Origin of the sequence: Prosthecobacter sp. (assembly GCF_049294395.1) — a bacterium.
Lineage (GTDB): Bacteria > Verrucomicrobiota > Verrucomicrobiia > Verrucomicrobiales > Verrucomicrobiaceae > Prosthecobacter.
Genome location: NZ_JBAQCR010000276.1, coordinates 1 through 13,029 on the forward strand (window position 1 = coordinate 1; position 13,029 = coordinate 13,029).

Genomic DNA, 13,029 nt, shown 5'->3' on the forward strand with positions numbered 1-13,029 from the left:
GCTCATACTGAGCCGCGCCACAAGAAGGGCACACCACTTCGATTTGATTCTTAGGTGGTGTGGGAAGGATGCTGGTCTTCGTGCCGAAGAACCGTCCGAACACTCAGGTAGGAGTTAAGATTGTTTAGGAGCGCCGCCGAAGGCAGGCTTGGTTTCTGCCTTTTTACCGACCTGGGACTGACCCATGAAGGTGGCGCCTTCTTCGATGGCAAGGGTGCCTGCGGCGATGTCGCCGACCAGGATCGCGTTGCTCTTGAGTTCGCAGCGCTCAGCAACAGTGATGTTGCCTTCGACTTTGCCGAAAATGATGACGGAACGGGTTCTGACTTCGCCTTTGATCAGGGCGTTTTCACCCACGGTCAGGCTGCCGTCGGAAATGACTTCGCCTTCGATCTTGCCGTCGATGATGAGGTCGTGGGAAAACTTGATGGAACCTTTGATTTCGACGTCGTTGGCGAGAACGTTTTTACTGGTGGTCATGACGGGAGCTTGATGTGAGCGTTGGGGTTGTGCAGCAGGAGCGGATGCGGTGGAGAGAATCGGTGCGCGTTCGGCTGCAGGAGCCGGTGCGTGTGCCTCAGAACGCCTGTCTTCCTTGTGCCCTTCGGGTTGTCCAATGATTTGCCTTAGCATGAGGTTCAAAATATAGCTGGTTATTAAGTTGAGTGTCAATCTTCGGCTTGCTTATTTTTTGTCAGTTTGCTGTAAAGGTTTCAACGAGTTGGGTTGCGCCGGGGTGGTTTTGGGGCTGTATCGTATCATGATGGAAAATGTGTTCATCACAGCCGTGGAGACGGCCTGTGTTCTTGGCTTGCGGACGGAGGAGTGCCTGGACGCGCTGCGTGAGCGGCGCGGCGGTCTGGCCCTGTCCTCATGCTTGCCAGGCGCGGGCTTTGCATCCCTCCCTGTGGGCGCATTTCCTTCACCCGAACTGGTGAAAGGCCGTCGCTATGGCGCAGCCAGCAATGCAGCCGTGAAAGTAGCCGCAGCTGCCATGCGCCGCGCAGGCTGGACCCCTGCGCAGATCCGCGAGACCTGGCTGTACGGTGCCAGCAGTCGCGGCAACGCAGGAGAGATACTGGGGTTAAATGCATGGCGCAGACCGTTACGCAAGTTCAGTGCCAGCAACACCATGCACTGTGAAATACCTGCCGCTGTCAGCATCGAGCTCGGCATTCACGGCCCATGGCAGATGATCTCCAACGGCTGCTCCTCCGGTCTCGATGCCCTCGGCATGGCCTGGATGGCCGTCGCCAGTGGCGTGGCCCCGCGTGCGCTCGTCGTTGCCGTGGATCTCCCCCTCATCACCGCCCTCCTGCAAGATTTCCAAGACACCGGCCTCCTTTCCACCAACGGCGTCAACGATCCCTTCTCCCCTCAGACCAGCGGCTTCTTCCCAGCCGAAGCCGCCGTGGCCGTCACCCTGGAACGCGATGCCTCAGGACTCTGCCGCCTCGAACATTACGCCGCCAACAGCGACGCCTACGACACCCTCATGATCCCCGATGACGGCGGCGGCATCGAATCTTGCGTACGCACCGCCTTGCAATCAGGCTCTCCAGAAAAAGTCGTCGCCATCTGCCCCCACGCCACCGGCACCCTCAACCACGCCCGCGTCGAACCTCCCGCCCTCCAGCGGGCAGTGGATGGCAGACAAGTCCCTCTTCTCCCCCTCAAGCCCCAAACCGGCCATACCCTCGGCGCCAGCGGCCTGCTGGACGTGGCCCTCCTGGCCGCCTGCATGGCCGACCACTGGCTCCCCGCCACACTCCCCGGCCTCACCCCACCCGCCTGCGGCCTGCCCTTGATCGAATCCCCCCTCCAGCTCACTTCTGGAGATCGCGTGGTCAAACTCGCCTCCGGCATGGGCGGCCACAATGCTGCCGTTTCTCTCCGGGTCGTTTGAATCCGTGCTTGGCACCGGCGGTGGATTCGCGAAAGTCGCCCACCGCATGACCCGCCTGCCGCTTTCGATTTCCATCATCTCCCTTAATGAAGAGGCCAACCTGCGCCGCTGTCTCGCCAGCCTCGGAGATCTGGCTCAGGAAATCGTGATCGTCGATTCCGGCTCCACCGACCGCACCGCCGAAATCGCCGCCGAGTTCGGCGCGAAGTTTGTCCACCAGCCATGGCTGGGATACACCGCCCAAAAAAACCACTGCCTCACCCTTTGTTCTCAAGAATGGGTTCTGGCGCTCGATTGTGATGAAGAACTCACCCCCGAATTGCGGAATTCGATACAAGATTTCTTCGCTCGTAACGACGACCAACGCTTCGACGGCGCCTGGATGTCACGCCTCGTCTGGTTCATGGGCCGCTGGATTCATCACGGCGACTGGTACCCAGATCGGAAAATACGCCTCTTTCGACGCACGAAAAGTCAATGGGCTGCAGATGGTGGCGGACAAGTGCATGAGCGGCTGGAAGTGGCAGGACCCTGCACCACGCTGAAAGGAGACCTCCTGCATTACTCCTTCAAGAACATCCAGCACTACCTGGTGAAACACGTGCAGTATTCCAGCGTCTTTTTGCAGACCCAGGCAAGCAAAGGCAAACGCTGGTCACTCCTGCACACCTTGTTCCGTCCCTGCTGGCGCTTCACTCGCGCCTATTTTCTAAAACTGGGCTTTTTGGACGGCTTCCCAGGCCTGTGGATCGCCGCCGCCACCGCGTTCTTCACCTTTGATCGCTACAGCCGGATGTATGAAAGCGCAGCGGAGGGCAGGAAATAGCAAACGGATGAAACTGGCTCTCATCCATCCGCAAATCATCCGCGGCTCCGGTGTGGAAAACTTCCTCATCGAATTCGCCAAACGCCTCGCCTCCGCCGGCCATGAACTCACCTACATCACCTCCCTGACCACCCCCGAGATCGGTGCCCTGCTGCCCGGCCGCTGGGAACTGCTGCCCCGCCTGCGTGGATCAGCCACCGCACGCATGTGGTACTTCAACCGTCTGGCCCCCCGTGCCGCCCAGGCGGCGGGTGTGGATCTCAGCATTGGTTTTGGGCGCACCACGTTGCAGGATGTACACCGCAATGGCACTGGGTGTCATCGGCTCTATGGGAATCTGCTGCCGTTTTGGCAGCGCTACAGCGTGAAGCATCTCTATGAACTGCACCTGGAGCGTCGGCTTTATGCAGGAAAGGGAACTGCGAAGTTTGTCTCCAGCTCCGCCCGTGTGGCGGCGCAGCTGCAGGGTGTTTATGGCACCGATGGCGAAAGCTTCCGCATGCTGTCGCCACCGGTGGAAACGCAGCTTTTTCGACCGGCGGAAAATCGCGCCAACACCCGTGAAATCTACTGCCGCAAACTGCAAACGGATGCAACGAAGCCCGTGCTGCTGTTTGTTTCGCTCAGCCATCGTCGCCGCGGACTGGAGCCTTTGCTGGAGGCGATGGCTCAAATTGACGCCACGCTCTGGATCGTGGGCAAGAGCCTGAGTCCCGGCATGCGTGACAAGATCAAGCGTCTGGGCATCGCCTCACGCATCCGCATTGTGCCGGTGACGAGCAACCTGGTGGAACTTTACCAGTCGGCGGACTGGTTTGTGCATCCCACGCAGTATGATGCGTTTTCAAACACCGTATTGCAAAGCATGGCATGTGGGCTGCCGGGAATCATCTCTGTCATGGACGGTGCGGTGGATCACGTGCGCAATGGTGAGAACGGACTCATGCTCTACCACCCCCAGCAGCCACAGGAGCTAGCCGCCCGCATTCAGGAGGCGCTGGCCTTTGATGCCACAACCTGGCAGTCGCTTTCCACCGCTGCACGGGAGACCGTGCTCCCGATGACGTGGGAGAGACACATGCAGGAGTGGGCCGAACTGTTCGAAGAATAAAATTGATGCTCCGCTCGTGAGCGGAGCACCGGGGTGAGTGACTACTTCTTCTTCAAGATAACGTCACCGAGGCTGAACATGGGGCCGTAGATGGCGTAGATGAGGAAGCCGACCATGACGCCGAGAATCAACATCGTGAGCGGTTCGATCATCTTGTCGAGAGTGGCGGCGAGGTTGTCGAGATCCTCCTCGTAGTCGTCGGCGATTTCGGAAAGCATTTCTGTGCCGGAGCCGGTTTCGGAGGCGAGTTCAATGAGGCCGCAAAGATTGCGGGCATCAGGCCCGAGCCAATGTGATTCCATGAGGAAGGCTTCATGCAGCGTGCGGCCGACGGCGATGTGCTCGCGCAAGCGGACGAACAGCTCCTTGTAATGGTAGTGCCAGCTGGCCTGGGCGGTGATGTCGAGCGCGCTGCTGAGGCGTACGTTCGATTCGGTGAGCATGGCCAGGGTGCGGAAGCCGGTGGCTGCGGCTGATTTGCGCACCAGAACTCCGACGACGGGGATCTTGAGGAAGAGATCCTGCATGGGCCGCAAGGCGGCGATTTTGCCCCAGTTGGAAAAGAAGATGTACAGACCAACGAAGGGCAGGATGGCCAGATAAGGTCGGTGAAGGAAAAGGTCGGAAAGGGCGATGAGCACTTTGGTGCCCATCGGAAGCTCGGTCTTGAACGAAGCGAAGAGCTTGGCCATGGCAGGCACGAGCGTGAAGCTCATGACGATGACGACACCCACGCCGAGGACGATAACCACGGCGGGATAGATGAGCCCGCCCTTGAGTTTCTTGATGACCTTGGAGGATTTTTTCTGCGAGACGGCGATACGTTTGCAGACCTTGGAGAGCTGACCGGCTTCTTCACCCGCGAGGATGAGCGAGAGCATGTCATTTGGAAACAATTTGGGGAATTTCGCGATGGCATCGCTGAATTTATCGCCCACTGAGATGGCGTGGACGACCTCGGCGATCATGCCTTTGTAGGTCGCGGATTTGACGCGGTTGGTCTGGAGAAGCAGCGATTTGGTGAGCGAGATGTTGCGCTCAAGACAGCGGCCGAGACCTGAGAAGAAGGCGGCGCTGTCATCGGTGTTGGCCTTCGGGCTGGTCAGGCGGTGAAGCTTTTCATCAACGCCGGTGATGGTCTGAACCGTGGTGGTTTCGTTCTGGGCGACTCCGGCGCCGATGAGGGCTTTTTCATCGGTGTCCGTATCCACCAGGGCTTCGGAGGATTTGCCGGAATGAACGTTGGTGATTTTGACTTTTTTAAGCATGGCGCTGAAGGCTGGGAGATTTCAACATGGCATCTGCGGCTGTCATGGCGGAGGGGTGCGGAGATCCGTGACGAGATGCGGGCGGTAGGCGGTGAGGGTGAAGGAGGCTCCGGCGGCTTTCGTGGAGGGATTCTGCGAGATGTTCACGATGGCGGTGCAGAGGGCGGTCTCCATGACGACGCCGTTGACGGTGGTGAGGCCGTTTTCAACCAGCGCCGGATTGTTGAACATGGCCTGTTGAAGAATGGTATTTTGTGCCAGCGACGGCATGAGCGCGGTGATCTGCACGGAGGACAGGCCGAGCTGCCAGAGCCGCACGGTGTTTTCCTGATAATTGCGTGTGATGGCGACCCGGTTGGCGAGCTCCTCCTGCAGCATGAGCGTGGAGGAGAGGCTGACCATGGCGGTGGTGCCGATGGAAATGATGCAGGCGGCGGCAAGCACCTCAATGAGGGTGTAGGCTGCGCGCTGCGCCCGCTGGATGTGCTGATGAAGCTTCATGGCGGTGCGACGGGGTGGAAGTAGGATTCAAGCCAGGCATCACGTGGCAGAAAGGTGGCGAAAGCGGGGCCGCCGTTGGTGGCGGCGGGGACGGCGGGATCGCTGTCGCTGGTGAACAGCAGACGGCCGGGGTTGACGCCGCCGGCGGCGCGGCGTTTGACGGTCCAGTTGGTCATGACTCCGCCGATCCAGCGCACGTTTTGTGTCAGATTGGAGGGCATGTTGAACATGATGCTCTGGTATTCGTTCACCAGGACGCAGCGCCAGCGAAATTCGGAGCCGCTGATGGGATTGCTGACCCATGAGAGTTCGACGGGGCGGCCATTGTCATCCTGAAAAGCGAGGACATGGCGGCGGTTGTTTTCACGCTCGAAGCGGATGTCACGCACCCAGCGGCCTTTGGCGCCGTTGGGCATGATGGTGATGATGACAGGCTTCAAAGCTGCGGCGTTGGAGAATGCGGTGGCGTTGCTCTGGCCAACGAAGATGATTTGATCGACCACGCCATAGATGCGCATGTTTTTGAGATACTGGCTGTCGAGCTTGATGAAGAGCACCTTGAGCTTGGTGTCATAGCCTGAAGGCCAGCCTGGCGGGGTGTAGGTGGGCGTGGCCTGCTCGGCGATCCAGTAGGCCTCGGTGGCGGAGTTGAAGACGCTTGCGACATCAATGGTGATGGTGGGGGTGCGGCCGGCGGCGGCTTCGCGATCTTGAAAGTGCCAGAGCGAGTTGTCCGGATTGTTGTTGTTCCGCACGACATTCAGATAACCGAGAAAGTTGCTGGCACCGGTGCTGTCGACGGGGCCGGTGGTGCTGGGGACGACGGACATGTTGGATGGCAGCAGCGCCTTGCCATTCAGATCAGTGCCATAAACGGGGTAGGGGATGGAGGGCGGCTCAACCGTGGAGTGGGACTGGATGTAGAGTGATTTGGTGAGAAAGGGCAGCTGCAAGGGGCTGGGCGTGGTGCGGACGAACAAGGAAGGCGGGTGATGAAGGACGGTGCGTCCCTGGACAGTCCAGTTCGCGTTGTGCCCGGCGCCTCCGGAGCCGGCGTTGGCGTAAACGTCGAGTTCTGTGGTGACGCTGTCGGGCTTGCGATAGATGCAGAAGACGTCCCCATTGAGAACGGGCGGCATGGTTTTGAGAAACTGCCATGAGTTGTAGTCATCAATGTTGCCCGCGAGACTGGCATCGGGTCGGATGAACTGCTTCACATCAATGTAGGTGGCGCCGGGGCGCAGTCCGGTATGATTGAACGGGAACACGGTGGTCATGCCTCCTGCGGTGCTGCTGGAGGTGTACACATTGAGATTGTTCCAGCCGTTCTTGGTGTTGAATCCGCCAATGCCGCTGCCGAGCATGGTGTTTTGACTGGCGGGCAGGGTGTTGTTGGGGTCAAAGGCCTTGCTGGTGATGCACTGCCAGGCGAGGAGACGGGAGCTTTCGACGCCGATGTGGCGTTTGCAGACATCTTCCAGATAACTGACCTGCGAGGCGCGTGTGCTCATGAGCGTGACCCAGGAGGTGACAAAAATGCCGCCGACAATCATGAGCATGAGCGCCGCCGCCATGAGGGCGCCGCGTGTGCTGCGATGAGGATGTCTGGTGATGCGCATGACTGGGTGATTCAGAGGGCCGGAAACATCGGCACGGTAAACATGAAGGCTGAGCGTCCGGCCATTTGATTGTAGGCCTGGCGCGGATCGGTGGTGGCCAGGGTGTTGGCGATCTGGCCGAGATGGCGGGCGGCGGGATCTGGCCACCAGATGAAGTAGAACGGACGTTCAGACGCACGTTTGAAACGGTCGATGGTGGCGGGAGTCTCGCGCAGGGCCAGACGGGAGGCGCGTTCAAATGTGATGAAGAGCGGAGTGAAGCCATCCGTGGCCCATTGGGAGGAACTGGTGGGGCTGGGGATGGACGGTGGAAAAAACACATCGTAACCGCCCATGTAGGTCAGTGTGGAGGGGGTCAGGCTGGATGCGGCGTCAGCGTAGCGCTTGACCGAAGCGTGAATGCCATTGGGTTCCCTGGTGCCGGTGAAACGGATGAGGTCGATGTCGTAAATGGCGTTGACCTTGAGGAAGCCGGAATACTTGCTGTAGCCGAGCACGAAGATGCTGGCGTTCTGGGGGACCGCCGTTCCGTCATTGAGCGGGTTGCGATAGTCGCGATAAAGAGAACTTGAAACACCGGCATGCGCGATGATGTGGGCGCGAAATTTTTGCGGGGTGTCGAGTTCGTCGTCGGTGGTTGAATTGTAGGCGATCACCGAGGGTCTCCAGGTGTTCATGCCGTCACGGGGCAGGCAGTAAACGGCGGTGGCGCTGAGGGTGTCCGTGAGAAACTGCTCACGCAGTTCTTCGGCCAGTGACAGCGCGCCGTATTGTGGCGCCATGCCCACATCGACCGTGGCGCTGGAGGTGCCATAAAAATTCTGCGAGCGGGTGACCCCCAGCGGCACGGCCACCATGGAGGAGACGCTGGGCTGGCTGCGAATGAGCGTGCCATAAGAGACGACGGCCCCGCCGAGGATCATGGCAGAAAGCGCGAGCACCAGCAGGAGTTCCACGGAGGTGAAGCCTCCGTGCTGATGGACACGGCGGATCATTTGGGGGCAGGTGTAGGATTGCCAAAGAGCATGCGCACCACGGACTCAACAGCGGGTGAGGCTGGAGGTGGGGCCGTAGGAGCAGGTGCCAGCGGCTTTTCGGGCGTCGATGTCACCTGCTGCACAGGTGCGGGCGGGGCAACAGGGACGGCAGCGGGAGGCTCCACCAGGCGGGGCGGAGAGAAGGGCTGAGGATCATCCGCGATGACTTGCGCGCGTGGCGGCGCGGGTTCGTCAGAGATCATGGATGACGGGGAGCTTTGCGGCGGGCCAGGCGGGCTGCTTGAAGGATCGCGCAACGGCATGTCCATCTTGGCGTTGGGGCCTTTGCTGTCTTTTGATTCAGCTTCGGTTTGCCCAAACATCTGATAGCGGACCTGGGGTGCGATGTTGATCGGAATTGTCATGATCTTCGGTGGCAGGCCGGTGAGACGCTTCTCCTGCCAGGCGAGCTCGATTTGTATGGAGGTGATGTTTTTCACCCGCAACTCGACCATCTGATCCGGCAGCACCGGGGGGACGATACGGCCGGTTTCCAAAATGATGTCTCCCAGCAGCACCCGCATGCGTCCGTCCGCCATGCGTTTGGTGCCGACCACGGGAAGTTTGAGAAGCTTGTCGCGAACGCGGTTTTCCTCGGTGTCACCGGTGGACTTCCGGCTGAGGACCTCGGTTTCGGATTCAAAGGGATTGTGCTCCTCAGGCTTTACATTTTCCGGAGTCTTCTCCTCCGGAAGCACGAGCTGATATTGCACGCGCTTTTCCGCCTCCTCGCCGGCAGCTTCCTGGGCATGGCTGGAGGCAGCCATGATCGTGAAGACCAGGCCCGGCAGCAGCAATCTGTATGCAAAGTTCATGGACTAGGTTTTGGTGGCTTTTGGCTTGGGCTTTGGCGCGACCTTTTTCTTGTCCGCATCTGCGGCAGCAAGATCAAAAATCGGGGTTTCAAAAGAGACATCCATCTTCAGTTGTGTGCCCGTGCTGCCGCCGGTGATCTGCACCACCTTCATGCGTGCGGTGGGCAGGCGGCGTTCGATGTCTCCGAGCCAGTTGAGCACCTTGGCAAACTCTTCCTCAATGGTGAGCGTGGTGATGACGGATTTGGGGATGAGCTTGTTGCCCGCGGATTGCTTCGATTCGGTCTTGATTGAGCGCACAAGGCTGATGCCGCACTCGCGCAGGCTGAGCTGGATGGTCTGCTCCGCCTCCTGCTGGGTCTGCACATGCTCGATGGCCGGCAGCCAGGAACGGAGAAAGCGCCGCAAATCTTCGGTGTTGGATTTGAAGACCGTTGTTTCGATTTCAGCCGTGGAGCGTTCGTTCTCTGCGGTGACGGCGGCGGTTTCGGCATCCTCGGCCTCGGCCCGTGTCGTGGCCACCGTTTTGTGGATGACCTGAGCGGTGTAGGTCATCGCACCGATGATCATGAGCAGGATGACGCAGGCAAGTTGCTTGGGATTCATGCAGTAAAGATGTGAAAGGGTTAATCCGCCTGGCGGACGAGTGTGGAATGGTATTCGACGACGTCGCCGTTCTTGGTCTGCTGCGGCGAGAAGGAGCGATAGAGCAGCTGACCGAGAGCGGCTTCGATGGAGGCAAGCTCCATGGAGACCTTGGAGCCGTTCAGATGGATGGTGAGAGCGATGTTGGAGGGCACCTGCTCGCTGCGTTCAAGCGCCACCTGGGTGATGCGAGTCTCAGCCTGCACCGCACGGGCGATCTTGACGGCGATGGGCTGGATGTTGCGCGCGCCTTCCATCCATTGAGCGACCTTCTCGGCCTTGGTGGCTTCGGACTCGAGATCTGCTTTTTCATTTTTGAACGAGTCACGCTGGGTTTCGCTGAGCGCCTGGCGCTCCTGGGCGTCCACTTTCTGCTTGAGCGCCTTTTTGTAGTTGAAGTAATCCATGGTCATCACGTAGGCGCTGCCGACCAGGGCCACATAAAAGATGACGGGAATGGCGCGGAATGACGAAGGCAGGCGGCGCGAGGTGTCGATGCGCGGCGATTTGAAATCATGGCAGAGATATTCGTTCATAAGAGTGCGTGGCTTAGTGTTCCCCGATGATGGTCCAGAGCAGATCATCCTGGGTGAGATCTGCGGCGCCGACCTTCTCAAGATGCAGCATCAGTTCCGTGCGGAATTTGCTGTCATGGCCGTCGCCGACAAAGTAGACGGGGCTGCCCTGGGGGACCTTGGCAAGCAAGGGGCTGATGATTTGGAGGGCTGTTTCCACCGCCTCGGGGCCAAGGCCACTGCGGCAGCGAATATCACGCCACTGACCCTCCTGCTGCACCAGCACGGCGAGGGAGCCTTCACATGCGGCGATGAGGACGAAGTCTGAAGGGGTGCCCCCGGAACTTGCGCGAAAGATGCTGAGGATGGCATGCTCCAGCATGGCAAACAATCCGCAGCACACGCGACCCGGCTTGAGCTGAACTGTTTTGAGCACGTCCTCGGTGACTTTGACGAGGGATTCCTCCACGGCGAGCAGCAGGCTGGCGGTGGTCTCGGGATGATGGCAGATGGCGTAGCGCTTGCCGCGGTCATACTTGGGCCCCAGCACGGCACGCGGGTTGGTGCGCAGCAGGCTGATGCAGTTGTCCCCGCGCATGAGGTTGTTTTCGAGGCTGATGATGAAGCGGTGGTTCACGGAGACGGAACACCAGCCACCATCCGCCATGCCACGCCATTCTTCGCCTTTGAGCGGGGCGGCGTCGGGAAGCTCTCCTTCCTGCGTGCCGCTTTCCTCAAAGCGTCCGCGTTTGTTGACAGAACGCCAGCTCACCGAGCCGCGGCTGACATTGATAAGAAGAGATTTGCGTGATTCGAAGCGTTTTCCCCACGGGACTCCAGAGTCGTCGGGATCGGCTTTGAAAGCGGCAAAGGTCAGGACAGATTTGATTTCATCCAACAGCATAAATAGAGGTCAGTTGTTCTTTGGAAAGGAAGTCGTACACCTCATGTTCGGTGTAGCCGGTCTTGCGTGCGGTGGAGGGTTTCCAGCCGTCGGCCATGCGCATGTTCAGGCAGCGTTCGAAACTGACCATGCCGCGGGTGAAACCTGCCTCGAGCTCCTGGTCGAGGTTCTTGAACTCGCCACGGCGGATCATGCCGCAGACGGAATCATAAGGCAGCAGGAGCTCGTGAATGGGAAAGCGTTTGCCCTTGGCCTCGTCAAACAGGAGGCGCTGACAGAGAATGCCGCGAATGGAGTCGGCGAAGGAGAGCATGGCGTTTTCCATGCGATCACTCGGGATGAGCTTGAGATAGCGCTGCACCGTCTGCGCGGCGGAGGAGGTATGGAGGGTGGCCACGACGACGTGGCCGGTTTCGGCAGCCTGCAGGGCGATTTCCGCCGTTTCGCCGTCACGAATTTCTCCCACGAGAATCACGTCGGGCGCCTGGCGGAGGGCTGCACGAAGGGATTTGTTGAAGTCGAGTTCGTCCGTGCCGATCTCACGCTGGGAGACCAGCGAAGGAATGCCGGAGGGATAGACGAATTCGATGGGGTCCTCGAAAGTGAGGACGTGTTCCTGGCGGCGTTTGGCGCGCTCAAGAATCATGGAGGCAATGGTCGTTGATTTGCCAGAGCCGGTGGCGCCGCAGACGAGGAAGAGGCCGTTTTTGGCTTCCAAGAACGCCTTGATGGCGGGAGGGGGGACCATCAGCTTGGCGATGTCAGGAATGCTTTCCGGCAGCAGACGCAGCACCCAGCGGGGACGCCCGCGCGTGACCATGCGATTGACACGATAACGCCGCGGACCCAGCTGCAGCGCGTAGTCGATGCAGCCTGCGGTGAACTCCAGCGGGCGCTCCGGCTGGTAGATGAAGGAGTCATAGAAGAGCTTGCCGTTGCGCTTGTAGGTCAGGGCCTCCCAAGGTGTGACATAGAAGTCGCTGACACCTGAATCCTTCGACAGGTGAAGCATCCGGTAACCAAGCTGACTGCGTTCGTGAATGTCTTCCATGATGTTTTAGAAATTGCTGGTGAAGCGGGCGCGCAGTTCCACTGCGGCGTTGGCGCCTTCATAGACGAGGAGGTTGTTGCCCTGGACGACGCTGGCCGTGGGGTCCTTTGACACCCATTGAAGCTCCAGGCGGTACTGGACCCCGTCGATGGTGACGGTGAAATCCGTGGTCGGGTTGATCAGCTGAATGATGTCGGCGCTGGCCAGACGATCACTGGTGTTGGCGGTGCTGACGAATCCCAGATTGATGTAGGTGGTGGCCGTGACCGAGGGCTGGGTCAGGTTCAGATTGACGGTGAGGGTGACGCCGGTGGCTTCGCTGTTATAGAAAGTGGTGCCGTTCAAAACCTGCAGCGAACCAAAATCGAACCAGGTGTTTGGCGTGATTTTGTCAAACGTCTCCGGAGTGAAACTGAGTGAATTTTCGATGCCTGCATCGAGGTAGGTGCCATTGCCGAGATCGAGCTTGGTGTTGCCGGATTTGAAGGTGGAGGTGGTGCCGCTGTTTTGAATGTTGGTGACGAGATTGGAACCGCCGAGGGCATTGCCCCAGCTGCCCTCCTCGGTGCCGCTGAAGCCGCTGGTGAGGCGGTAGTAAGTCTGCGTGTTGGTGAAACTGGAGGCGTATTCGGCAGGGCGTGTTGACAGGTTGTATGCCTGCAGACTCATCGCAGGAATCACAGGAATGCTGCCGCCGGCATACTCCTGCCAGGCTCCGCCATTGATGCTGTACATGACGGTGGATACTTCTGCCGGGGCACCTGAACTGATGGTGACAGTGCTCGGAAAGCTCGTGAATGAGAAGGTGCCGCCTAGAGGGGTGATGATAGG

The 13,029-nt window shown here is 59.5% G+C and carries 14 protein-coding genes; 3 read left to right on the forward strand and 11 right to left on the reverse strand.

What is annotated here, in order from left to right:
- Window positions 1-114 precede the first annotated feature (114 nt).
- A complete protein-coding gene (locus tag WAW39_RS18685; protein WP_422320700.1) occupies window positions 115-480 on the reverse strand; it encodes a bactofilin family protein in 366 nt (121 codons plus the stop codon).
- 280 nt (window positions 481-760) lie between these two features.
- Between WAW39_RS18685 and WAW39_RS18690 the strand changes: the two genes are divergently transcribed.
- From WAW39_RS18690 to WAW39_RS18700, 3 genes are read left to right on the forward strand one after another with little or no spacing between them, the layout of a single operon-like run.
- The gene (locus WAW39_RS18690; protein ID WP_422320701.1) at window positions 761-1,906 is read left to right on the forward strand and encodes a beta-ketoacyl synthase N-terminal-like domain-containing protein; all 1,146 of its coding nucleotides are present in this window, start codon (window positions 761-763) and stop codon (window positions 1,904-1,906) included.
- Window positions 1,878-2,732, forward strand: a complete 855-nt coding sequence (locus tag WAW39_RS18695) for a glycosyltransferase family 2 protein (RefSeq protein ID WP_422320702.1) — start codon at window positions 1,878-1,880, stop codon at window positions 2,730-2,732. Before WAW39_RS18690 ends, WAW39_RS18695 begins: the two co-directional genes overlap by 29 nt.
- Window positions 2,733-2,739: 7 nt before the next feature.
- The gene (locus tag WAW39_RS18700) at window positions 2,740-3,843 is read left to right on the forward strand and encodes a glycosyltransferase family 4 protein (protein WP_422320703.1); all 1,104 of its coding nucleotides are present in this window, start codon (window positions 2,740-2,742) and stop codon (window positions 3,841-3,843) included.
- 41 nt (window positions 3,844-3,884) lie between these two features.
- Here WAW39_RS18700 and WAW39_RS18705 read toward each other — a convergent pair whose 3' ends face one another.
- The 10 genes from WAW39_RS18705 to WAW39_RS18750 all read right to left on the reverse strand — a co-directional run.
- Window positions 3,885-5,111, reverse strand: coding sequence for a type II secretion system F family protein (locus WAW39_RS18705; RefSeq protein WP_422320704.1), 1,227 nt, complete (start codon window positions 5,109-5,111; stop codon window positions 3,885-3,887).
- Between the two features lie 42 nt (window positions 5,112-5,153).
- Entirely contained in the window at window positions 5,154-5,612 is a 459-nt protein-coding gene (locus WAW39_RS18710; RefSeq protein ID WP_422320705.1) for a hypothetical protein, read from the reverse strand.
- Window positions 5,609-7,231, reverse strand: a complete 1,623-nt coding sequence (locus WAW39_RS18715) for a hypothetical protein (RefSeq protein ID WP_422320706.1) — start codon at window positions 7,229-7,231, stop codon at window positions 5,609-5,611. The genes WAW39_RS18710 and WAW39_RS18715 overlap by 4 nt, the downstream gene beginning before the upstream one ends.
- An 11-nt stretch (window positions 7,232-7,242) precedes the next feature.
- Window positions 7,243-8,226, reverse strand: coding sequence for a PulJ/GspJ family protein (locus tag WAW39_RS18720; RefSeq protein ID WP_422320707.1), 984 nt, complete (start codon window positions 8,224-8,226; stop codon window positions 7,243-7,245).
- Window positions 8,223-9,083 carry a hypothetical protein gene (locus tag WAW39_RS18725; protein ID WP_422320708.1) on the reverse strand — a complete coding sequence of 287 codons (861 nt, stop codon included), beginning with the start codon at window positions 9,081-9,083 and terminating at the stop codon, window positions 8,223-8,225. The genes WAW39_RS18720 and WAW39_RS18725 overlap by 4 nt, the downstream gene beginning before the upstream one ends.
- 3 nt (window positions 9,084-9,086) lie before the next feature.
- Entirely contained in the window at window positions 9,087-9,689 is a 603-nt protein-coding gene (locus tag WAW39_RS18730; protein WP_422320709.1) for a hypothetical protein, read from the reverse strand.
- 20 nt (window positions 9,690-9,709) lie between these two features.
- Window positions 9,710-10,264: a hypothetical protein gene (locus WAW39_RS18735; protein WP_422320710.1), complete on the reverse strand. Its 555-nt coding sequence runs from the start codon at window positions 10,262-10,264 to the stop codon at window positions 9,710-9,712.
- Between the two features lie 13 nt (window positions 10,265-10,277).
- Complete coding sequence (locus WAW39_RS18740) at window positions 10,278-11,147, reverse strand: hypothetical protein (RefSeq protein WP_422320711.1); 870 nt, start codon at window positions 11,145-11,147, stop codon at window positions 10,278-10,280.
- Complete coding sequence (locus tag WAW39_RS18745) at window positions 11,134-12,198, reverse strand: type IV pilus twitching motility protein PilT (RefSeq protein ID WP_422320712.1); 1,065 nt, start codon at window positions 12,196-12,198, stop codon at window positions 11,134-11,136. The genes WAW39_RS18740 and WAW39_RS18745 overlap by 14 nt, the downstream gene beginning before the upstream one ends.
- Window positions 12,199-12,204: 6 nt before the next feature.
- Window positions 12,205-13,029 (reverse strand): choice-of-anchor K domain-containing protein (locus WAW39_RS18750; RefSeq protein WP_422320713.1); only part of this gene is annotated, 825 nt, incomplete at its 5' end.